At 37.1% G+C, this 24,238-nt stretch carries 17 protein-coding genes and 1 pseudogene; 11 read left to right on the forward strand and 7 right to left on the reverse strand.

Going from position 1 to position 24,238, the window contains the following annotated elements; all coding sequences use genetic code 11:
• Positions 1-59: 59 nt before the first annotated feature.
• Complete coding sequence (locus ESZ36_RS08260) at positions 60-1,163, reverse strand: hypothetical protein (RefSeq protein WP_146786218.1); 1,104 nt, start codon at positions 1,161-1,163, stop codon at positions 60-62.
• Positions 1,164-1,273: 110 nt separating this feature from the next.
• On the opposite strand from ESZ36_RS08260, the pseudogene ESZ36_RS08265 reads away from it, so the two are divergent.
• Both ESZ36_RS08265 and ESZ36_RS08270 read left to right on the forward strand, forming a co-directional pair.
• Positions 1,274-1,813, forward strand: a pseudogene (locus tag ESZ36_RS08265) (PhoH family protein); the annotation flags it as partial.
• A gap of 132 nt (positions 1,814-1,945) precedes the next feature.
• On the forward strand, positions 1,946-5,359 hold the full coding sequence (locus ESZ36_RS08270; protein WP_146786221.1) for an ATP-binding protein: 3,414 nt from the start codon (positions 1,946-1,948) through the stop codon (positions 5,357-5,359).
• A gap of 7 nt (positions 5,360-5,366) precedes the next feature.
• On the opposite strand, the gene argR is transcribed toward ESZ36_RS08270, so the two are convergent.
• Complete coding sequence (gene argR / locus ESZ36_RS08275) at positions 5,367-5,840, reverse strand: transcriptional regulator ArgR (RefSeq protein ID WP_011045244.1); 474 nt, start codon at positions 5,838-5,840, stop codon at positions 5,367-5,369.
• Between the two features lie 239 nt (positions 5,841-6,079).
• On the opposite strand from argR, the gene mdh reads away from it, so the two are divergent.
• A complete protein-coding gene (gene mdh, locus ESZ36_RS08280) occupies positions 6,080-7,015 on the forward strand; it encodes a malate dehydrogenase (RefSeq protein ID WP_011045243.1) in 936 nt (311 codons plus the stop codon).
• A 110-nt stretch (positions 7,016-7,125) separates the two neighbouring features.
• On the opposite strand, the gene ispB is transcribed toward mdh, so the two are convergent.
• Positions 7,126-8,109: an octaprenyl diphosphate synthase gene (ispB, locus tag ESZ36_RS08285; RefSeq protein WP_146786224.1), complete on the reverse strand. Its 984-nt coding sequence runs from the start codon at positions 8,107-8,109 to the stop codon at positions 7,126-7,128.
• A 274-nt stretch (positions 8,110-8,383) separates the two neighbouring features.
• Here ispB and rplU point away from each other — a divergent pair, with 274 nt between their 5' ends.
• The 8 genes from rplU to folA all read left to right on the forward strand — a co-directional run bounded on the left by rplU (position 8,384) and on the right by folA (position 16,667).
• On the forward strand, positions 8,384-8,695 hold the full coding sequence (gene rplU / locus ESZ36_RS08290) for a 50S ribosomal protein L21 (RefSeq protein ID WP_011045241.1): 312 nt from the start codon (positions 8,384-8,386) through the stop codon (positions 8,693-8,695).
• Positions 8,696-8,710: 15 nt separating this feature from the next.
• Positions 8,711-8,968 (forward strand): 50S ribosomal protein L27, encoded by a 258-nt coding sequence (gene rpmA / locus ESZ36_RS08295; RefSeq protein WP_011045240.1) that lies wholly within the window; start codon positions 8,711-8,713, stop codon positions 8,966-8,968.
• Between the two features lie 152 nt (positions 8,969-9,120).
• Positions 9,121-10,284 (forward strand): Obg family GTPase CgtA, encoded by a 1,164-nt coding sequence (gene cgtA / locus ESZ36_RS08300; RefSeq protein WP_011045239.1) that lies wholly within the window; start codon positions 9,121-9,123, stop codon positions 10,282-10,284.
• 367 nt (positions 10,285-10,651) lie between these two features.
• Positions 10,652-11,812, forward strand: coding sequence for a beta-barrel domain-containing protein (locus ESZ36_RS08305; RefSeq protein ID WP_246129027.1), 1,161 nt, complete (start codon positions 10,652-10,654; stop codon positions 11,810-11,812).
• Between the two features lie 193 nt (positions 11,813-12,005).
• Positions 12,006-12,176, forward strand: coding sequence for a hypothetical protein (locus ESZ36_RS22495; RefSeq protein ID WP_170235805.1), 171 nt, complete (start codon positions 12,006-12,008; stop codon positions 12,174-12,176).
• Between the two features lie 780 nt (positions 12,177-12,956).
• The gene (locus tag ESZ36_RS08310) at positions 12,957-13,718 is read left to right on the forward strand and encodes a CPBP family intramembrane glutamic endopeptidase (RefSeq protein ID WP_146786230.1); all 762 of its coding nucleotides are present in this window, start codon (positions 12,957-12,959) and stop codon (positions 13,716-13,718) included.
• A 20-nt stretch (positions 13,719-13,738) separates the two neighbouring features.
• Positions 13,739-15,904 (forward strand): peptidase domain-containing ABC transporter, encoded by a 2,166-nt coding sequence (locus tag ESZ36_RS08315; protein WP_146786233.1) that lies wholly within the window; start codon positions 13,739-13,741, stop codon positions 15,902-15,904.
• 250 nt (positions 15,905-16,154) lie between these two features.
• Positions 16,155-16,667: a type 3 dihydrofolate reductase gene (gene folA / locus ESZ36_RS08320; RefSeq protein WP_146786236.1), complete on the forward strand. Its 513-nt coding sequence runs from the start codon at positions 16,155-16,157 to the stop codon at positions 16,665-16,667.
• 476 nt (positions 16,668-17,143) lie between these two features.
• On the opposite strand, the gene ESZ36_RS08325 is transcribed toward folA, so the two are convergent.
• The 4 genes from ESZ36_RS08325 to gcvA all read right to left on the reverse strand — a co-directional run bounded on the left by ESZ36_RS08325 (position 17,144) and on the right by gcvA (position 24,159).
• Positions 17,144-18,370 (reverse strand): DEAD/DEAH box helicase, encoded by a 1,227-nt coding sequence (locus tag ESZ36_RS08325; protein ID WP_146786239.1) that lies wholly within the window; start codon positions 18,368-18,370, stop codon positions 17,144-17,146.
• Positions 18,371-18,910: 540 nt separating this feature from the next.
• Positions 18,911-20,110: a porin gene (locus tag ESZ36_RS08330; protein WP_146786242.1), complete on the reverse strand. Its 1,200-nt coding sequence runs from the start codon at positions 20,108-20,110 to the stop codon at positions 18,911-18,913.
• Between the two features lie 141 nt (positions 20,111-20,251).
• Positions 20,252-22,759: a CoA transferase gene (locus ESZ36_RS08335; protein ID WP_146786245.1), complete on the reverse strand. Its 2,508-nt coding sequence runs from the start codon at positions 22,757-22,759 to the stop codon at positions 20,252-20,254.
• A 506-nt stretch (positions 22,760-23,265) separates the two neighbouring features.
• Positions 23,266-24,159 carry a transcriptional regulator GcvA gene (gene gcvA, locus ESZ36_RS08340; protein ID WP_146786248.1) on the reverse strand — a complete coding sequence of 298 codons (894 nt, stop codon included), beginning with the start codon at positions 24,157-24,159 and terminating at the stop codon, positions 23,266-23,268.
• Positions 24,160-24,238 lie beyond the last annotated feature (79 nt).

Consider the following 24,238-nt stretch of genomic DNA (forward strand, 5'->3'; position numbering starts at 1 on the left):
TTCGCTTTTATCATTAACTAAAAAACTAGATTCATCTGCTAAGTTTTTATCGGTTAAAATTATTTTAATGCAGTACGTAATAGTGTGAAATTTCTATATTTAACAGGTTTAGTTTCAGAATTTGAAGATTGTTTTTCTAAAGATTTTAGTAAAAAAGAGTGCACTGTAGATGGGCCAGCGTTTACGTAATAATATAAAATAGATTGATCTACCAATACTTTGAACGTTAAATATTTTCCTACTTCATGTAAGTATTTGTTTTCTGGAACCTCTGAATTACTAATAAGATGACTAGGTAATCTGTATGACTCAAGTGAGTGGCCTGATTTCGTATTTCCTCCTAAGGCTAATAAGGCAAATATTTCATTAACTCTTTTGATAACTGACTTTATTTTACTACGTTGTAATATACCTTTAAGTTGAATAAAGGCTCGGAGGATATCTTTAGAGTCCAAAATTTCAGGGCTACTGTTAAATAAATAAAGGATAGATGCGGTATTATTTTCACTCGCTATAACTTGTAATGTCATAAGCCAGCTTTGAGCTTTACTCCCTTCAACCCAAGTATGTGATGAATTTTCTTGTGCTTTGTTCAAACTAATAGATAGCAAACCGTTTGGCTGTATAACCCCCTGCAAAGTATCAGGGTCAATAATGGTATGTGAACTTTTATTGTTTCTAGGGTTTACTCTGATTACATATATATTAGAAGAAGAGCATGGCACCTTTGCCATGTTTAGTGGATATTTCATGCTAAATCGAGTTTGAAATGGACAGCTACCTATAGCAATACCACCTGACAGGGTGGAATCTGTTTCAGAGATTAAACTTCGAAATATAGAGCTTACACTTACTTTTTTATTTGTAGGATGTAAATAAATAAGACGTTCTACTTCTTTGAAAGCCGATATTAAGTCTTGCACCAACAGTTCACTTAATGGCTTAAGGAATAGGTTAGAAATAAAAGGAGAGCTTAAGTTTTCAAGAGATATATTTAGGGCTTTTTTCAACGCGAAAGCAGTCGTTGTTGTAAAGCGCTTTTCCTTAAGCAATTTAATTATAGCTGCAAGTAATGACTCATCATGTATCAAAAGGTTGGCAAGATCCGTTGATTCAAGCTTAAGCATATATTCGTTTTTAATTATCTTTATACAGGAAATCATCTGAATACTCCGTTAATACCTTTTCTTTACATGATGTTTTGTTAAGCTATTATTATAAAAGCTATTTTATTTATCACTCGGTCTCTATCAATTGAATTTTAGCACACCCTAAAAGCTTGTTAGCCTTAGCTTCGGCGTTAGAACAAGTAATAGAACGTGGTCTTTATGACAAAATAATTGTTACGCGCAGTACCCCTGAAATTGCAGAGTCCATTGGCTTTTTACCTGGTACGGAAGAAGAGAAAATGGCGCCTTGGCTCGCCGCAATCACTGATTCACTCGAAGTGTTACATCAACAAGATGAAAGTATGCATGGCAGCTTGAACTACATTATGGATAAAGCCAATATCCAATTTAAGTCAGTGAACTTTATGCGTGGGCGTAGTATTCAAAATGCTCTGGTACTGCTTGATGAGTGTCAAAATTTAACGGCGGCTCAGCTAAAAACCATTATCACTCGCTGTGGTGAAGGAACTAAACTGGTTTGCTCGGGAAATTTGGCGCAAATTGATAGTAACTATTTGACCGCAGTAACTTCTGGGCTAACTTATATTGTCGAGCGTTTTAAAGACTTTCCAGGCTCAGCTACGGTTAACTTAAACGGTGTGGTACGTAGTAGGCTTGCTTCATTTGCAGAAGAGAATTTATAGTTTGTTAATAGGTTTGGAAAAGTGGCGGGGTTAAATACGTTACTTTTCCTTGTTTAACGCTTGTTTAAATTAGATGACTGCTTTAACTTATCAAGTTATCTAGTTATATAAACAAAAAGTTAAGGCGTTTTAGTGTATTACCAAGCGGGTATAAATACAGTTTTTAGGCGCTATAATATCACTCTTGTAGTTGCCTTTATTGTCATCATTCTTATTGCCTTCTCAGCCGCCTCAGTACGTTATTTCAATCAAATTTCACAGCATAAAAAACAAAGTTTGATCGAGCTCCAGCAAGAAGCTCAACAGCTAAATTTTATGTTAGAGCAGAGTGTCCAAGCGGTAGTTGGCATACAAGAGCTTGCCGAATATATTCTGAAGCACCCTAATGAAATAAACATTCCCATGCCTTCCTTGTCACAACAAGAAAACCTGTTTTATTTAAATAAACCTCTGCATGATGTTATTAAGCAGGGTAAACGCTTGAGTAGTAATATTACAGGCATAGGACAAGTAAGCAATTTTGGAAAGCTTAAAAAACAAGAAATTGCCATGGCTAATTCACTGACTCCTGCATTTATTGCTGCGCAAAATATCCTAAAAGAAGCAACATGGTTTTATTATATTTCTTTGGATAATTTTGTGAATATATACCCGTGGGTTGACCGCGAAATATGGCAATTTAGTGAAAAAGCCCTAGCTAGCCAACATAATAAAGCCATGCAAGTATTAACGGCAAAAAACAATCGTGTTATATGGTCTCCTCCTTATCTAGATGCTGCGGGCGGCGGTATGAATGCTTCATTAGGTACAGGTGTATTTCATCAGGATAAGTTGTTAGGCTCAGTAGTTATTGATATCAATTTATCACGTTTGCATGCCAGTTTGCCTGAATTAGAATTAAGCAGTCAGGGGTTTGTTTTATATAATGAAAATAATGATATTTTACTTTCAAAACGGCTGGGGAAAGAGTCGTTAAGCTACCGTGCTTCTTGGCAAGACCTGTTACCTGAATCACTCCAATATCTCAGTGCTAAGCAATTAACTACAATAGGTGATACCGAGCGCTTAGGTGATTGGTTTATTGAAAAACAGCAGCTCACGGCTAATGGTTGGACCTTACTCAAGTATCAAAAGTATGAGGATTTTTCAGCGCCTCAGTATAGTGATTTTATTTTTGTTTTTGCGATGCTATTTATCGGCTTATTAGCCTTTCTTATGCTAGTTAATACCATGACAAAGCGTACCTTTATCAAACCAACTACTGAATTTATAAGTCATATTGAATACTGTGCTGAAGGAGATCCAGGTAAGGTTGCCCCTGCAGCAGATTGGTTGCATTGGTTTCAAGTGGTTGAAGATATATTTGCTCAGAACCGTAGTTTATTATTACAACTGACCGAGCAGAATGATGTGTTAGATAGTCGTGTCATTGAAAAAACTAAAGCGCTACAGGAAACAAGTGCTAAGCATCAACGTGATTATGCGCTCTTGCGATCGGTGATGAATGCCATCCCAGAATTGATTGTGTTCAATGACCCCAACGGCTTGTTAATGGGGTGTAATAAGGCTTTTGAACGCTTGGCTAATCATTCTGTAGAACAAATGTTAGGGATTAACTCGGCCAACTTTATGCCTGTTCTTTTGGCGGAAGAAATTAAAATTTTAAATGCTCTGAATAAGAATGTTTACCCTCAGCAAGCATTGATTGAAGCCGGGGAGTTTATCTATCAAGGCTTTTGTAATCAGTTTACCGATGAACAAGGTAATATTCTCGGCTCTATCAGTATTTTTCAAGACGTAACGTTACAGCAGACAACACAATCAGCACTGGTAAAAGCAAGAGATCAAGCCGAGTATGCCAACAGAGTGAAGATTCAGTTTCTTGCAAATATGAGCCATGAAGTTAGAACACCAATCAATGCCATGCAAGGCATGATGGACTTATTAGCTCATACCTCTCTAGATACTCGTCAGCAACATTATTTAGTGAATGCGCAAAGTGCCTCATCAACCTTGCTTCATCTTGTTGATGAATTGTTGGATTTATCTAAAATAGAAGCGGGTAAAATGATTGTCAGCCAAGATGCTGTTAACTTACCAATCATTATTAATAAGGCGTTAAAACTCAATATCACCAATGTCGATCATCAACGCGTTAAGATAATTGTTGATATGAGTGCAGACGTGCCTAGCAATGTAATTAGTGATGAAATGCGTCTAGTTCAAGTGCTAGCTAATTTATTCAATAATGCTATCAAGTTTACTGAACAAGGCCAGATTAAGTTAACTATTGATGTGCTTTCTATAGATGATACCGTGGCTAAATTACGCTTTCGAATGAGCGATACTGGTATCGGTATTGCTAGTAATAATCAAAGTCATTTGTTTAACGCCTTTAGTCAAGCAGATGAATCGATGACCCGAAAATACGGTGGGTCAGGCTTAGGCCTATCCATTTGCCAACAAATTATTAAGCTACTAGGCGGTAAGATAAAACTGACTAGCCAATTAGGGCAAGGCAGTGAGCTTAGCTTTGTATTGCCATTTCAAATAGTTCAACTTGATATGTTGGATCAGCAAGGCTCAGCAAGAGTGAATAATAAAGCTCAACAAGTTACAGAAGAGTTTATAACTAGTTTACCTGCCGAGCTAAGTCAGCCCTTACTCTCTGACATTACTATTTATGCGGTTGGTCAAACACTCTCAGCTAGCTTTACTCAAAGTATTGCTAAAATGAATTGGCTGTTGCATACCGTTAGTAGTGTTGAAGCTTTATGTCAGTTAGATATTGCAGAAAATAGTATCTTACTTATCGGTGAAGCAGACTTTGTTAAGCAACAAAGTGATCAAGAGTTAATAGTACCTTTAACGGAGTTTAGATTACTCTGTTTGTGTCAGCCGGCCTTAACTCAATTGAGCAACAACACTTGTAACTATTTAGATCAACTGTCTGTTCCTTATCTATTAGTTGATATGCCTTTGTTTCGTTATGCGCTTGACCAAATATCACAAGCATTATTTTATAAAGTCGAGCATTTAGCACAACAGGGGGGAAATTTAAGAGGAACCGCTGATAATCCTCAGGGTTATCAAGAGATAGTAACCAAAATAACAGAAACCACTAATAGGCAAGACGGTGTAATTACTCATGATGAGCAAAATCTACAAGACGTGTCAGTTTTATTGGTGGAAGACAATTTAGTTAACCAATTAGTCGCTAAAGAGTTGTTATTGAACATGCAGGCTAAAGTGACTATAGCTGATAATGGTCAAGAGGCTTTAGATCTGTTAGCAGAGCAAGATTTTGATGTCGTGTTAATGGATATTCAAATGCCGATTATGGATGGACTCACCGCTGCTAAACATATTAGAGCGCAAAGTAACTATCAGTATTTACCCATCATTGCTATGACAGCTCATGCCCGAGAAGAAGATAAACAGCTAAGCCTAGCGGCGGGAATGAACTTACATATGCCTAAGCCTGTTACAGGACAAGCGTTGCTAGGAAGTATAAAGAAAGTCCTAAGTAACCTAAGCTCCGTTTAAATAGAGTTTAGGTTAAGTTTTTAGAGAAGAGTTGTTCTAATTTTTTGATGGTTTCGTTAATTTTACTGACATCGCTAGGCGCAATGAAAATTGTATCATCACCAGCAATAGTACCAAGTACGCCATCACTTTTACTCAAACTATCAAGTAGTCTGGCAATTAATTGCGCAGCACCAGGGCTAGTTTGAATGATGATCATAACCTCGTTATGTTCTATTTCTAACACTAGCTGCTTAAGAGGACTTTGTGCGGTAGGTACGCCTAGTTCAGCAGGTAAACAATAGACCATCTCTTGGCGAGCATTTCTCGTTCTTACTGCGCCAAACTTACTGAGCATACGAGATATTTTTGATTGACTGATATTGTCAAAGCCATTGGCTTTGAGTGCATCAACGATTTCACCTTGGGAGCCAAACTGTTCTTGTTTAAGTAAATCTTTAAATTCTTGTACGAGTGCTTCTTGTTTTTGTAAACCGCTCATAATGCGTAATCAACCCTGTAGTAGACTAAAGTGGCGTTTGTAATCAGTATAAATAAAGATAGTATACGTCATCGCATCAGAATACTGAAAGTTAATATCTGAGTAATAGAGTATAACAATTGTTTTTTACTTGCTTATGCTATATCTTTTGGTCAGCAAAAAATTAACGTATTTACTCGAATAATATTTTAGTAACAAATTTTACAATAATTAAACCCACTTAGTTTCGGAGAAATCACATGAAAGTAGCTGTTTTAGGCGCCGCAGGCGGTATTGGTCAAGCATTATCATTATTATTAAAAACTCAATTACCAGCAGGTTCTGAGTTATCTTTATATGATGTTGCGCCTGTTGTTCCAGGTGTTGCTGTAGATTTATCACACATCCCAACTGACGTTAAAGTTGCTGGTTTTGGTCGTGACGACCTTAACGGTGCGTTAACAGGTGCTGATATCGTTTTAATCCCAGCAGGTATGCCACGTAAGCCAGGTATGGACCGTGCTGATTTATTCAACGTAAATGCTGGTATTATTAAAGTATTGGCTGAAGGCATTGTTGCTAGCTGTCCTAAAGCGTTGGTAGGTGTAATTACTAACCCAGTTAACGGTACTGTTCCAATTGTTGCTGAAGTATTCAAGAAAGCGGGTACTTATGATGCAGCTCGTCTTTTCGGTGTTACTACATTAGATGTTATCCGCAGTGAAGCTTTTGTTGCTGAACTTAAAGGCTTAGATGTTGCTACTGTTAAAGTACCAGTTATTGGTGGTCACTCAGGCACAACTATTTTACCATTACTATCTCAAGTTGAAGGTGCTACTTTCTCAGATGAAGAAGTTGCAGCACTTACTCCTCGCATTCAAAATGCAGGTACTGAAGTAGTTGAAGCAAAAGCGGGTGGCGGTTCTGCTACACTTTCAATGGGCGCAGCAGCAGCACGTTTTTGTATGTCTTTAGTTAAAGGTCTACAAGGTGAAGATGTTGTAGATTACGCTTACGTTGAAGGTAACGGTGCAGATGCACAATTTTTCGCACAACCTGTACGTTTAGGTGTTAACGGTGTAAGTGAAATTTTACCTTACGGTGAGTTAAGTGCTTTTGAACAAAAAGCTAAAGAAGACATGCTTGCTACCTTGAAAAAAGATATTCAAGAAGGTGTTGATTTTATGGCTAGCTAAGCAGCCGTAAAACCGACAATAAAAAACGCTGTTATCGATTGATAACAGCGTTTTTTTTATGTGCTAATTTTGAGTGCGAATTAACATAATTAATTCAGGGTGATTACAGTTTAATGGCTTCGGTTAGCAGCGATATGTGCTAAAGAAATAAGCGCTTGTTTGTGTTCACCATCTGCAATGATGTTGAGTGCCTTAATGGCTTTGTCAGCTTCAATTTCAGCTTGTTTCTGTGTATAACGTAAAGAACCTGTTTCTTCCATCGCTTCCAGAATCAACTCAAGGTTATCCATGCCATTACCAAGCTCAATAGCTTCTTTTATTAATTTCTGTTGGGCATCGTTACCGTGCTTCATGGCATATATTAATGGTAACGTGGGTTTACCTTCAGCAAGATCATCACCGACATTTTTGCCCATTTCTTTAGCATCAGCGGTATAGTCCATGATGTCATCAACTAACTGGAATGCTGTACCTAAATACTTACCATAATCAGCCATGGCTTGTTCTATTTTAGTATCTTGCTTCGCTATGACGGCAGCAAGGCGTGTTGCGGCTTCAAACAATTTAGCTGTCTTGCAATAAATGACCTGCATATAACTTTCTTCGGTGGTGCTTGCATCATTGCAGTTCATTAACTGCAATACTTCACCTTCAGCAACTATATTAGTGGCCTCAGATAAAATATCCATAATGCGCATATCACCCAATTTAGTCATCATTTGGAAAGAGCGGGTATAAAGAAAGTCACCGACTAATACGCTGGCGCTATTACCAAATAAAGCATTGGCGGTTTCTCTGCCACGACGCATATTTGACTCATCGACGACATCATCATGAAGTAAGGTTGCAGTATGAATAAACTCAATAATTGCCGCAATTTCCCAATGTTTGTCACCTTGGTATGCGAATGCTCTAGCAGCTAAAACTGTTAACATAGGGCGCATACGTTTGCCGCCACCGTTAACAATATATATACCAAGTTGATTAATGAGTGCGACATCAGATTGTAATTGATCATAAATAAGATCATTTACTGCTGTCATATCGCTTTGCGCTAATGCCTGTATTGCTTTAATATTTTCTTTATTGCCCATACCACTTTATCTTTAGCTATATTGACTAGTTAATAATCAAATGTATTCAATTAGTTGATACGGCAAAGTTTACACTAAATTTTAGGCAAAAGTAGCTTTCCGGTAGCTTTGTTCTAATTTCTTAGCGTAAAAGTAATTAAAAAGCATAAATGGTCGATAAAGTTAATAAATGATCGTTATTAGACTTGCCCTTGGCAGATTCTTCGAGTAGAATTCGCGACCTATATTTTTTAAAATTAGCGTCACATATATAATGACGCAGTACGGAGTAGCTATGTACGCGGTATTCCAAAGCGGTGGTAAACAGCATCGTGTAACCGAAGGACAAACAGTTCGTCTAGAAAAGCTTGAGCTTGAAGTAGGCGCAACAGTAGAATTTGATAACGTTTTAATGATCGCTAATGGCGATAACATCAATGTAGGCGCGCCTTACGTTGCTGGTGGTAAAGTAGTTGCTGAGGTTGTTACACAAGCTCGTGCTCCTAAAATTACTATCGTTAAATTTAAACGTCGTAAGCATTCACGTAAACAAGCGGGCCATCGTCAATGGTTCACTGAAGTGAAGATTACTGGTATTAACGGCTAATAGGAGCATTTAGACATGGCACATAAGAAAGCTGCGGGTAGTACTCGAAATGGTCGCGATTCAGAAGCAAAACGCCTAGGTGTTAAGCGTTTTGGTGGCGAATCTGTTTTAGCTGGTAACATAATTGTTCGTCAACGTGGTACTCGTTTCCACGCTGGTAGCAACATGGGTATCGGTAAAGATCATACTTTATTTGCTTTATCTGACGGTAAAGTACAATTTGAAGTTAAAGGTCCAAAGAGTCGTAAGTTTGTTAGCATCATTGCTGACTAATATAAACTTCGATTTATAAAAACCTCGCTTCATAGCGAGGTTTTTTTTTAGTTTTTTTTTGACTGAGTAGAGATTCATTTTTAGTCGGTCAAAAATAGTTTATACTAGTCATAATCGTACAAGAATTACCATATTAGGGTTATTGAGATTCCATGAAATTTGTTGATGAAGTTGAGATCAGAGTTGAAGCGGGTGATGGCGGCAACGGCTGTGTCAGTTTCCGTAAAGAAAAATTTATTGAGTATGGCGGCCCTAATGGTGGTGATGGCGGCGATGGCGGCGATGTTTATTTAATGGCTGACGAAGGCTTAAATACCTTAATAGATTACCGTTTTGAACGTTTTCATCGTGCTAAACGTGGCCAAAATGGTCAACCGCAAAATTGTACGGGTAAAGGTTCTGAGGACTTAGTATTAAAAGTACCTGTTGGAACACGCGCTGTCGATCAAGATACGGGTGAGCAAATCGGTGATTTAACCTATAAAGGCCAAAAGATGCTTGTTGCTAAAGGCGGCTGGCATGGTTTAGGTAATTTACGTTTTAAAAGTAGTACTAACCGTTCACCTCGTCAAAGAACTGATGGTACACCAGGTGAAATTCGCAGCCTTAAACTTGAATTATTGTTACTTGCTGATGTTGGCCTATTAGGTCTACCTAATGCAGGTAAATCTACGTTAATACGTAGCGTTTCAGCAGCAACACCGAAAGTAGCTGATTACCCATTTACTACCTTAGTACCTAATTTAGGTGTAGTACGTTTAGATACACAGCGTAGTTTTGTTATTGCTGATATTCCAGGAATTATCGAAGGTGCAGCTGACGGTGCAGGTTTAGGAACACAGTTCTTAAAGCATCTTGAACGTTGTCGTATATTATTACACGTTATTGATATTATGCCTGTTGATGGATCAGACCCATTAGAGAACGCTAAAGTAATTATCAGCGAGCTAGAACAGCATAATGAAAAACTGGCAGGAAAGCCTCGTTGGGTTGTCTTCAATAAACTTGATTTAGTACTTGAAGAAGAAGCGAAAGAAATTACTGATGCTATTATAGCCGGTCTTGATTGGAAAGGTGAGGTGCATAGCATTTCTGCCTTTAATCGTTCAGGTACTAAAGAGTTAACACAAAAAGTGATGACCTTTATTGAAGAATTACCGCCTGAAGAAGAAGAAGTGATTGATGGTAAAACCGTTGAGTTTAAATGGGATACTTACCATGAAGAAACTATCGCTGCTCATTCTCAAGATGACGACCTAGATGATGACGACTGGGATGAAGATGATTACGATGTTGAAGTAGAATATCGTCAATAACATACCATGTTGATACTAAGCACTTGTTTATTTTTATAAACAAGTGCTTTTTTTTGTCTTGTCTAACTCTGATTTAAATCGACTTGAGGATCGTTTTTAAATGCTTAACTATATTTGTTATTTTAAGTTATTGATACTAAATAACTTTATATACAAGTTTTAGTTTTCTGTAGATCTAGCTTTATTTATATTTATTTTTAGCTAATATGATAACTAGACGAGGTTTTTTAATAGATGTAACTTTATCGACTACATATTCAAAGGAATTGATATATCACTGTTTAGAAAGGAAGCTATTTCCCATCAAAGTGAGCGTTTAACAGGTGCTATTACCTTAGCTCAACCGTTATCTATCAAACTAACTGTATTGATTTTAGTATCAGTTGCTATTGCCATTGTTACTTTCCTTTTTAGTGCCGAATACTCCCGTAAAGAAACCGTCCGTGGTTTTTTAATGCCAAATAAAGGTGTTATTAAAAGTTTTGCTAACCAAGGCGGTACCATAGAAAAATTGTGGGTAAAAGAAGGTGACAAGGTTGTTAAAGGTCAATCACTTGCGACTATTATCGTTCAACAAAATAATAGCAATGGTATTGATTTAAGCACACAACTTGCCGAACAACTGAATGCTCAAGAAAATTTACTGATTGATGAAATATCGCAACATAAAACGTTGAAAATACAAGAATTATCTAATCTCCACGCTCAAAATATAGCGTTAGATAATGAAAAAGTTGCACTGGAAAATCAGCTAGCATTGGCTGATGAAAAGTTAACGCTGTTGAGTGAGCAACAGTTAGATTTCAATCAACTTAACAAAAATGGTTATGTATCTAACTTAGAAAAAGATCGCCAACAGCAAGCACTACTTGAAGCTAAACAAGAAAAACAAAATATAGCCCGTCTGTTGCTTCAGCATCAAAACCAATTAAACCAGCTTGCCTTTAATATTAAAAATATTCCTCAGCAATATACTTTACGTATTAACAACCTTAAGCGCCAACAAGCAGATCTTCAACGTCAATTAGCCCAAGTAGCGAGTAATTATAAATACACCGTCACCGCAAGTAATAACGGGGTTGTAACAGGGATTCAAGTAGTCGAAGGTGAAACCTTATCGCAATCAAAAGCGCAAGCTAAACCGCTATTACACATATTACCTGAAGGCTCAGAGCTGATTGCTGAGTTGTTACTGCCAACACGCTCTGCTGGTTTTATTCAAATTGGCAATAATACCCGTCTGCGTTTTGACGCTTTTCCTTATCAGCGTTTCGGTTTTATCAACAGTGAAATTATCCGCATTGACCAAACATTGATATCGCCAAATGAAGTGCAACTGCCTATTTCATTACAAGAGCCTGTTTATCGGTTACGTGCAAAATTAAATCAACAACAAATGCAAGCGTTTGGTAAAGCATTTGATTTAAAAAGCGGTATGCTATTTGAAGCAGACATTATGCTAGAGCAGCGAACGTTAATTGAGTGGATATTAGAGCCTATTTACAGTTTAAAAGGTCGAGTAAGTTAATCTTGAATATAAAGAGAATTTTTCTGATGAGGAGTTTTTTAATAGCATTAACCTTGCTGGAAAATAGAGCGGCTGACTTTAGTGAAACTTTAGCGAGAACAACTAAAGCCAGCCTATTAATCGCAAGCCTATGAATTAGGATTTGCAAATCAATAACCCGAAATTAAATATCGGATATATGGAGTATAACATTATGCGTGAATTAAACGTAAATGAAATAAAAGCAGTAAGTGGTGGTGGTTTTTTTAGAGATTACCTTATGGGTAAACTGATTGATTATACAGCAGGTTATGCTTGGAGCAATCGGGAAGCAGCTGGGCGTTGGGCATATAATGGAGGACGTTTTAGAAGATCTATGTATTAGCGTTCTTATTTCTTAATCACCAGTCACTCAAAGGATTTGCTTTTATAAAGCATATTCTTTAAGTGACTATTGCAACGAGTAATTCTGTGAAATTATCAGATCCTAAGAATATTTTACTATTTTGTTTTCGTAAATTTTTAATATCTTTTTTCCTATCAAGTTGTGTTTTATATTTTTTTCATTTTTTAAATCTCTTAAATTATGAGGTATCTCGAACTGATAGTGGATTTGTTAATGTGTTTTTCGATGTATTAATAGTACCTTTCATTGAATCTATTTTGTTAGTTATTATTATCTATTTTTTTGATATGTTTTTGAGTTTGAAAAGGTCAGCAATTACCTCTGGCTTAATATTTGCCAGTTTTCATAGCATGATTGATTGGATCTGGGGGATCATAGTTTTACCTTTATTTATTATAAGTTGTCTGTCATATCAAGAAACAAGAAACGAGGAAACAAAAATAAGGTTTATGATTGTTTTTTTGATACATGCATTTAACAATTTAGCAGCACATATCTTAGGGGCAATCTTGGACTAAATCCAATGTAACCCCACACCTATTCCAGATTTTTTAATTATTATTTGTTTATATTTCTTACTCGAATTCTAAGCAATCCCAACTAGCGCAATAATAATCAGAAAATAGATCAATAGTCTTTACACTATATGGACAGCGTTAATTTCAATTATAGATTGACCGTTAGGGGGCAGTAGAGTCTTAAAGTTATTTGAAACTTGATTTTTATTCATCCCAATAAACAGCAGATACGGAATTAAACATGACAACCAAAGCAATTAATGAGCAAGGAGTTGAGAAGGCGACGGAGTCGAAATCAAATTTATTAGTGAAAACAGTTCTTTGGTTAGCTACACTCTTATTTCTACCTCAAATTATTTTAGGTTTTCTATCTGGAATGTTTTTTGGTGTATGGCAAGGTGAAAAATTTACCACAAGTGCTTTTGATGTTTGGTATATGACAATCTCTGTATTGTTAACTTTGTCGTTAATATCACCTTTAATAACAATTTCTTTATTAATAAAAGCAACTAAAGCTGAAACTTGGTCGGAGCGTTTTGATTTTTGGGCTGTTAAAGTCATGGGTGTAAGTGAAGTAGCTAAGTGGACAGTTGTTGGTTTTTCTTTTTGGTTTATATCTTCAATTTTAGGGTGGTGGATTAAAATCCCTGAAGAACAGTTTATGCTAGACATCAAAGCAGCTAGCAATAGCACCGATATGATTATATTAATATTGTTTACTCTTTGCTTAGTTGTACCGATTATGGAAGAGTTGATTTTCAGAGGCTGGTTATTTAGTAAGGTAGCACAAACTAAATTGGGTAATATAGGGGCATTACTACTCACTGCGTTTGTTTTTACCACTATTCATAGCCAATATGAACATGTTATTACTTTCCTTATGCTACTTTCTTTTGGCTTACTGCTGGGCTTTGTTCGTTATAAAAGCAATAACACCTGTTACACCATTAATATACATGCGCTATTCAATACTTTGACATTAACTACCTTACTTTTAAATTAATGGTGGCTTGATATTATTTTATGACAAATTCAAACTCTGAACAAAGTACTTTAAGTTTTTCAATATATAAGGGCGTACCTTTAATCCTACAATCAGAAATAGCTGAATGTGGTTTAGCTTCCATGGCTATGGTAGCAAGTTATCATGGTCATCAACTTGATATGCCAGCTATGCGTAAGCATTTTTCTGCCAATTTAAAAGGTATGAACCTTCAACAGCTCATTGAGTTAGGGGATAGTTTAGGATTGGCCAGTCGTGCTTTACAGTGCCCTATAGAGGAAGTACATAAATTAGCGACTCCTTGTATTTTACATTGGGACTTAAATCACTTTGTTGTGCTGACTCAGGTTTCAGGAAAAGGAAAATCAGCTAAATATTCTATTAATGATCCCGCAGTAGGAAAACGAACATTAAGCACAGAAGAGTTTAGTCAGCATTTTACTGGCATTTGTTTAGAGCTCACACCAACAAATAAGTTTGAAGTAAAACAAAACAAAGCACAAATGAAGTTCACCCAATTGTGGAGGTCAATGTCTGGTATAAAGGCAGGGCTTGTCAAATTAATTGGTTTGTCTTTGGTACTTCAACTATTTGCGTTAATGACTCCTTATTATATGCAGTGGGTAGTTGATGAGGTTTTAATCAGTTTTGATAAACCGCTACTTACCGTATTAGCAATGGGTTTTGCATTAATTGCTATTATATCTGTGGTGACTAATGCCGTGCGTAGTTGGTTGATATTAAGGCTATCCAGTTTGCTCAATATGCAAATGGGCGTGAATCTACTTAGGCATTTATTACGTTTACCGATGAGTTATTTTGAGTCTCGACATATCGGAGACATAGTTTCTCGCTTTGGATCTCTTGCTCAAATACGTGAACGAATTACCACAGGTTTTGTCGAAACTTTAGTTGATGGTTTCATGTCCATTACTGTACTGATAATGATGGCTTTGTATTCCTTAAAACTTACCGCTGTTGTACTAGGCGCTATTTTCCTATACACAATAGTTCGCTTAGCTTTATATCGTCCTCTACATCAAGCCACTGAAGAATTGATTCAAAGTTCTGCCAAGGAGCAGTCTAATTTCTTAGAAAACATTCGTGGTATGCAAGCTATCAAGCTTTTTGGCAATGAATCACAACGGCAAGGGATTTGGCAAAACCGTTATGCTGAGGTTATTAATAGTGAAATTCGCTTAGGTCGGTTAAATATTAGTTTTGAATCATTTAATCAACTACTGTTTGGTTTAGAAAATGTATTGGTTATTTATTTTGCTGCTATCATGGTAATGGCAAACAGTTTATCTGTAGGCATGGTATTGGCTTTTATCGCCTATAAAGGGCAATTAACGAGTCGATTTGCCAACCTTATAGAACAAATTATTCAATTTAAAATGATGCGTTTACACCTTGACCGTATTGCAGACATTGCTTTGACTGAACAAGAAGCTAACCGAGAAGGTGAAGCTACTTTTTCTCATAATGAAGACGGTGAGCCGAAAGGGCAATTAACACTAGAAAACATATGCTTTAGTTACAGTGATGATCAAGCACCCATATTAAATAATATTAATTTGTCATTAGAAGCTGGGGACTCGATTGCTATCACGGGTCCATCAGGATCAGGTAAAACAACGTTAATGAAGATTATGCTGGGTTTATTACAGCCTACTTCAGGTAAAGTGTTACTTGATGGCAAGAACATTACCCTGGTTGGTCTTAAAAACTATCGTAAGCACATCGCGGCTGTTATGCAGGATGATACGCTTCTAGCTGGTTCTATCGCTGATAATATTAGTTTTTTTGATTCCCAACCAAATTATCTAAAAATAGAACAATGCGCTCAGTTAGCTGTCATTCATGATGATATCAATAAAATGACGATGGGATATAACTCGTTAGTGGGTGATATGGGTTCTAATCTTTCAGGTGGTCAAATTCAGCGATTATTACTAGCTCGTGCGCTTTACCAGTCCCCATGTGTGTTATTTCTGGATGAAGCAACTAGCCACTTAGACAAAGACAATGAAACTAAGATTAGTGAACAGATACAACATTTACCGATTACTCGGGTCATGATTGCCCACAGACAAGAAACTATTAATATGGCTAAGAAAGTTTACTTACTAAATAATGGAACATTAATTAATTTAAACGATAATTCTTCAGAAGCCGTAAGTTAAATTTACTGATAATTGATGACAATTTCTGTTTAAAGGTTGAGAGTAGCAGTAAGTCATTATAGAATTTACTTCTTTTCAATACTCTCAAGTATATAAATTTTACGGTACATGAAGATGATTACGATGTTGAAGTAGAATATCGTCAATAACATACCATGTTGATACTAAGCACTTGTTTATTTTTATAAACAAGTGCTTTTTTTTGTCTTGTTTTTAGCGATAATATAGAAAATAATTTTGAGAGTTTTGTATGACCATTTTATCAATGATAGTTGCGACGGCTGATAACAATATAATTGGCAAAAATAATGACATGCCTTGGCACTTGCCAGCAGATTTAGCCTATTTTAAAAAGGTTACCTTAGGTAAGCCTATTATCATGGGACGTAAAACGTTTGAATCCATTGGTAGACCTTTACCAGGACGACGTAATATTGTTATTTCTCGTGATGAAAACTACCAAGCAAAGGGAGTTGACAGCGTTACGTCTGTAGAACAAGCACTCGCTTTAGTTGATGGCAGCGACGGTAGTGAAGGGGCTGACGAGATTATGGTGATTGGCGGCGGCGCAATTTATGAGCATTGTTTACCAAAAGCAGACCGTTTATATATTACTCATATTAAAGCTGCAATTGATGGTGATACCCAGTTTCCTAATTATGATGACGGAAGTTGGAACAAAATTGCTAGTGATGTCAGAGACAGCGATGAAAAGAATGCCCATCAATTAGATTTTTGTGTTTACGAGCGGACAGCTAACTAGTAATACTTGAGTAGGATCAGTTCTTAAATTTGATAAGGTATACGCCCAGTTGGGAAAGACAATAAAAAGGGGGACGTTATTAAAGTGCTCCTTTTTTATTATTCAGGCGACCCTTATTAAGATAACTACGTATTAAAGTAATTATTTATATATCTGGGACTACTCATAATATTTGAGATTACCAATTACTAAATTAGATTAAAGTTAATCATGATCACTATTGCCACAAAGCGGTCTTTAGAGTTACTAACGACATATTTGAGCCTAAAATAGATCTTTTATTTCTATGAAAGAATAGATGCTGATTAGTTATTTTTGGGTTAACAAGGTACCCTTAAATAACTGATGCCAACGGGTGAACACTTTGCCCAGTGTGCTTATATTCACCACAAAGAAAGGCATGACTAACGCATAGTGAGATGAAGTGATATTCGTAGTCTAGCTGATAACCTTTAGTTGGCTAATTTATGCCTGTCCTATTTTCTTTTTGTTCTCGGTCTACTTGTTTTATTTGTTTTATTTGTTTTATTTACCTTTTTCTTAACTTGTTTAGGCACTTTTGAAAATTCTTGATGGAAAGGCTGTTCTATAACAACAGGAATGACTTGCCCTATGCTATTTTCAATATTAATTAATTGCCTTATATCATTTTCTACAGCAAATGAAATGGCCATTCCACTTTTCCCAGCACGAGCAGTTCGTCCTATACGGTGTATGTAGTTTCTTGGATCTTCAGGAAGGTTATAGTTAATGACTAAAGTAATATTATCAACATCAATTCCACGAGCTGCAACATCAGTTGCAACTAATACTCTTAGATTAGAATCTTTAAAGTTTTGTAACGCTTCCTCCCTAACTGTTTGTGTTTTACCACTGTGAAGACTAGCGGCAGTTATTGATGCTTTTTCCAGTGCTTTAACAATGATGTCAGCGCCATACTTTGTTTTACAAAAAATGAGAACTTTTTCACTGTCAGGTTTTTTCAATATATTAAATAGTAATGGTATCTTATTCGCTTTTTCAAGGTGGTATACACTTTGATTAACCAAGTCGATAGTAACTGTTTCAGCAGTAATTTGAATTTTTATTGGATCCGTTAATATTGCTTCTGCAAGTACTTCTATTTCAGCTGGCATAGTAGCTGAAAACAATAGTGTTTGTCGGTTCTTTGGCAGTTTAGATATGATGCTTTGAACATCATTAAAGAACCCCATATCAAGCATTGTATCTGCTTCATCTAACACAAATACTTCTAACGCCTTAAAATTTATATCGCCCGTTTCAATTAAATCCAATAACCTTCCAGGGGTGGCCACTAAAATATCAAGTCCAAGTGCAATAGAGTCAACTTGACCTTGTCTTCCTACACCACCATAAACAACCTTAGTTTTAAGCCCTACACCATCAGAGTAGTCATCAATGTTTTGCATAATTTGCGAGGCAAGCTCTCTCGTGGGCGTTAGTATGAGCGAACGCGTGCTCTTAGTTTTTATATCAATTTTATTTCGTCCAAAATTATTGATAATAGGCAATGAAAAGGCCGCTGTTTTTCCTGTTCCTGTTTGCGCTATACCAAGAAGATCATTCCCATTAATAAGAGCTGGGATGCATTCTTTTTGGATCGGTGTAGGCTGTTTATAGCCTTTAAGACTAAGACGGTCAATAATTGACTCTAAAAGTGAAAATTCTTTAAATTCTGACATGCTGGCTCGGTATTCTTTAATCAATAGCCTATTATTCTAACAGAATGCTTTAATATATTTAAGACGTATTCATGATGACTGTGTCTGACGAGTCACCACAAAATATTTCACAAAAAAATAGTTCCGTAATCAAGTGTTCTGCCCCCTTGATTTTTATTTTATGACTGGTTTTTAAGGAATTAGATAATTAAAAAATGTCGGCATTGACAGTAAGCCTATAGAGCAAAGCATGTAGATTGGATTCACCTTCGGCCTAATATCAGCTTTCGTATTTAAGTGGCCGCCAGTTGGGATGATTTTGACTCGTAAGTAACGACCGCTTTAGGTTCACAGTTGCCATTTAGAACTTAAATACCAATGACAGCAATGAGCCTTGAAGCGGACGTTAGCATTACCGAGTTGCTAGCTTCCGCTCAGCGCACAAAGTGTTCATCAATATTACTGGCTGAAAATCGAAAAAGCCAATCGATTACGCGATTGGCTTGAAATAGTTACTGTATTTCAGGATAGAATACAGTCAGAAATATTTAAACAGTCTTGTTAAAAATAATAACCAAAGTTAATATTTAAACGACTATTGGTTTCATCACTATCACCGGCTAGACTGCCTCCAATAAACGGTTGATTCTGCCCAATAGCATAATCAATTAACGTGTATAAATTACCTGATGTTACCATTACACCCGTTACGTTCATCACGGTATCTTCCTTTAAACCACCTGATTTATCGGTCATTAAATTATAATCGTTGTAAAAGGTTAGGTTGGTAATTGGCCCTATTGTTACAGGTAAAGAATAGGATAGATTCAAGTTATAAATTGTAGCGGATGCAGGAATAGTATCGTAAAAGGCATAGGCACCAACTGTTACAAAATCAGAGCCATCATCTAAATCATATTCATAATCAGTGTATTGAAACATAAAACCAAAATTATCTATATTGCCTTTAGTATGGATTGCGTAAGCATTATGATCACCAGCATTACCATCTTCACCTTCAATACCTCCTGATAATAATGAAGCGCCTACCTCAAAATTATCAAATTTATAAGCATAACGAAGGTTAAAGGTACTATCATCAGCAAGCCCTTGTTCAGGAGTATCATATATTCCTTCGCCAGGATTTCTTGTGCCAACAATGTCATAAGAATAGCGACCGGTTTTATCACCGACATAACCATCTATGCCACCCATCTCATCGGTTTTGAAGAATGCGATGCGTATATCGTGCTTGTCATAATCACCAATGAAAGATAAACCTGCATCGTAATCATCTTCTAATCCGACGTAAAAATTGGTACTAAAAAAGAAGCTGTTTGAATTATACGTTAGGTTACCAAAAGGGACTTGTGTAATACCTACTTGCCCTTGCCAATTATCATCAAACTGATAGGCAACGTATGCATGATGCACTGCGTCCATGTATTGATACCAGCGATATTGAGCGGATAACGTTATATCACCAATAGTGCCGTTAAAGTCTAGGCGGAAAACATCAAAATCAAAATCTCCGCCGCGATCTTTATCATCTTCATCATAATCTTTAATGCCGTATTGGAAGCGTACCGCGCCACCGATTTTAATCGATGCATCTTTGGCTTCTTTGTCTGTAGCCAACTGTTGCTTAATTTCCTTAAGCTCTTGTTTGACTTCATCCAATTCTGTTAATTCAGAAGCATTCGCCATTATGGAAAAGGAAGTAGAGGCAATTATAGCCATCGCTAGTGATGAAATTTTCATATGTATTATCCTGTTTTGTAATAGTTTTAATTAAGGGTAACGTGTTGTTTTTTTTCTATCGTTTTTCATCGACAGCAATAAATGCCGTCGATGGATGTTGTAATAGTTGTGGTAATAATTGTTGAAATGGCTGTTAACTTACTAGCTAGGTAAGAATTCTTTGCCCCAACCGGTGCCAGCAATTTTATTGTCAATCATTGACTGAATTTTTTCGTCGCTGTAACCAATACTTGCAAGCACTGTTTTTGTTGAATGACCAAACCGTTCGGTTTCAGGCTGAGCAAAAATAGACGCTTCAGTTGGGCGAATTGAATAGTGATCGATCAAAGTAACACGATGGCCACTTGGATGATTATTATAAATTGAGAAAGCATAACTGCCACGATCTATACCAACAGTGCCATCAGCTTCACGGGTATATTGATCACGCAACTCTTCAATACTCATGGGTTGAACGGCGGGAAGACCAGCTTGACGTAGTTTTTGTGCCCAGTTCTCGGCTGAGTCATTACTAAAAGCATGGGTAAGGAAGTCGCTAATGCAATCTACTTGACTGATGCCAGATAACCCATCAACAGTTTCAAGTATTGCTAATTGATCGCTATCTGAATCAAGGTAAACCCAACCGTCATTGGCCTGATAAAAATGTGATAACGCATCATTACCTAATACTTCACGACCAGATGCTTCATCAAATGGACCGCGATCTTTATAATCAAAGGCAAATTTAACTTGTGCCAAATTTGTCACTGCAGAGAGAGAGGTTCTTGCTCTGGATATTTGACCGGTTTTTTGTTTGTGATAAAGCGATAGCGCCATACCTAAACCACCAGCAAAACCACAGTTAACGTCTAACGTACCTAAGTGAGCGTGTTCTTCAGGTGTTTTATTACCACCGAAACGACTCATTATTCCACTGTTGGCCTGAATAATATCGTCATAGCCGATATAGTCAGTTTTTGGACCTCGTTTCTGGCCACCTAAACAATCTAAACGGCAGAATAAAACCCCAGGATTTATCGCCTGTAAGCTTTCATTGTCTAAACCCAGTGGTTTCATTTGACGCTCTGGTGCGTTAATAACAACTAGGTCAACCGATTTCACCAGCAGTTCAAAGGCTTCTCTACCTTCATCAGTATTAATATTAACTAACGCGCTTTTCTTGCCAATATTGGTTTGAAAGGTAAAAAATGTACCAATTAACGGATCGTAAAGTGGCGTGACGGGATCGAGTTTTATAACCTCTGCACCAAAACGGCCTAAAAATGCGGTGGAATGAGGACCGGCAATGACATTGGTCAAATCTAAAATTCGCACGCCATCTAACCAACCGTGCTGAGATGCCGTATCAATATTTTTTCCGCTAGGTCGTACTACTACTTCATCATTGGCAACAGCGACTAACTGCGATATTGCTTGATCAAAATTAACGTCTTTGCGCGGTTTTGGCGTTAACATTTGATTTACTGACTCTTCTAGCCAAGCAATAGGACCTGGTTGTTTCATGACGCCATATTGAGGGTCTTCTACTTCAACTATTAGTCCAGATTTATTGCAATGTTCGCTGTTAACCCATTCTTGTGTGGTGCGATGCGGAGCTCCTGGGATTTGCCCTTCACCGAAGATAACACCCCATTCTTCTGATGTTTTAGTTAAAAAGACTCTCTTCATCTTAATCGAAATGATGTCAGCCCATTTTTTAGGTAAAGGGTAAACACCAATAGATGTTTCACCATCCCATTCGTTTATGGGTAAATGAAGATCTTCAACCTCAGGTAAACCCTCAGCGCGAAGTTCATCATAGATACCCATTGCTTTTAAACAGCGACTTGCATGGTTACGATGTGATGGACATACAACATAAAAGAAGCGGTCATCACTACATTGGTATGTGCGATAAAACGGGTCTAAATATTCTTGTAAATCCTGATAACTAAGATCCATGTCAATATTGTTTTCTTTGCGATGAGCAATTTCATGTTCACGCATGGTCAGGTAACGATCTGGTGTATCTTCAATGACTACTGAGTTATACGACAAGCCTTCCATTAATGCTGCAACAATAGGTACTTCAACGTGGTCGCCGCGGCCAGATTTTTCACGTGATAACAATGACATAACCACAGAACTTGCTGCTAGCGTGGTTGCATAAGATGAGCCAAGTGCCAAAGGTGAAAAACTTGGATTTAAACCCATTAAAACTCGATTGAATCCCATATCAGTAAATGCGCCGGATGCCGCCGCGACAATAGCTTCAGTCGCTTTCCATTCTTTACGAAGCTGATCGTTACTGGCAAATCCAGGCAATGATACGGTAATTAATTCCGGACGCTCTTCACGTAACTTTGTAAAGTTTATACCTAAACGATTCATTACATTCGGAGTAAAACTTTCAAGTACCACATCGGCATTCTCAATTAACGCCAGTGCTTGATTAAGTCCTTCATCAGATTTTAAATCTAATCGTAAACTGCTTTTATTACGATTTAAAATGGCATTGGCTGGATGATCCCATTGAGGGCCTTGTGGTGGATCGATATGGATAACCGTGGCACCTAAGTCGGCAAGAATCATCGCGACAGCTGGTCCAGCAATTTGTTGACCAAAATCAATAACGCGCACGCCGACTAACGGTAAATTATTTTTCATATTAAATTGTCCTTAGGCTCTTTTACTCTTGATATCCATTCTGTTGAACTTAAAAATATGTTCAATCTCTTGGGTATCTCTTTTAACGAATTCTAAGTTGTCACTTTAAATTTCGTTATTTATTAAAAGGTTATACCCACATCACTGTCGATTTAGTACTGTGAGTTATTCGGTTGGTTGATAATATGATGTCTTTAGAAAGTGAACCAGCAATAAAAAACGCCCCAAAGGCATAATTTTATTTATGGATAATTAACTTTGGTCAAAGGAGTAACAACGGAAAAATAAAATGGAAATATGTTTTATAACGCCTTAAAAAATCTAAGCAGATAATGACTATGCTTAAATTATTTACCTTGCCTAAAGCATTTTTAATTTCCACTGAAATTCGGCAGTTTGAACGGTCATGGGGTTATATCGATAAGGTATGGGAGGTTTGAATTGAAGTGGGTCTTACGATTAGCAGATTTGAATACATCCCTGTATTGCTTGCTAGGAAGGGGGAATTATTGTTGTGCAACTTCTTCTAATAACCAGCTTCTAAAAATATCGGCATGAGGGTGTCTCGCCTGCGTTCGGGCATATACCAGATAAAAGGCCTCATCCGTTGCTATTTTTTGATCAAAAGGTACAACTAAGCGGCCCGATTTGATCATGTCATCAACTAAACTTGTACGTCCGAGTGCCAAGCCTACACCTTGTGCTGCCATTTCAAGCGCTGTCACTAAGGTGTCAAATTGAAAACCTTGACTTGGTTTTATGTGTTCATGATTTGTTTGATTCAACCAATGCCCCCAGCCTTCCTCATAACCTATAACGTGTAACAGAGTATGATTGGGTAAATCATCAGGGGTTAATAATGATGGGTTCTTTTTCATAAAATCGGGACTGCACACTGGAAATAACTCATCCCACGTCAAACGGTCTGATTTTAATGATTGCCACTTTCCTTTGCCATAACGAATCTCAAAATCGTTATCGGCGGAACTTTCTTTATCATCAGTCCATATATTACTCGTTATCTGTAAGTTTACATTTGGGTGTAACGCTCTGAAGTTACTTATTTTTGGAGCAAGCCACTTTAAAAAAAACACCAAGTTAACCTTAACATTAAGTAAATCAGTTCGGCCTTGGCCAAAAATCTCTTCGGTGGCGATACTTAATCGTTCTACTGATTCATGTACGGCAGGCAAATATGCCGAACCAGCATTAGTGAGTTCTAAACCACGCGGTAAGCGTTTAAATAATACAGCGCCAAGCTGACTTTCAAGGCCTTTAATTTGTTGGCTAACGGCTGCTTGAGTGAGATTTAATTCGAGTGCGGCATGCGTGAAGCTTAGGTGACGCGCGGCGGCCTCAAATGACCGTATCCAGTTAAGTGGTGGTAATCTTTTCTTCATGAAGTAGTCCCATCTTTATTATTTATTATTATAGTTTCTATTATTTTTTATTGGGTTTTTATGGTCTTTTTAAATTTAG

It is taken from the genome of Colwellia demingiae (assembly GCF_007954275.1).
GTDB lineage: Bacteria > Pseudomonadota > Gammaproteobacteria > Enterobacterales > Alteromonadaceae > Colwellia > Colwellia demingiae.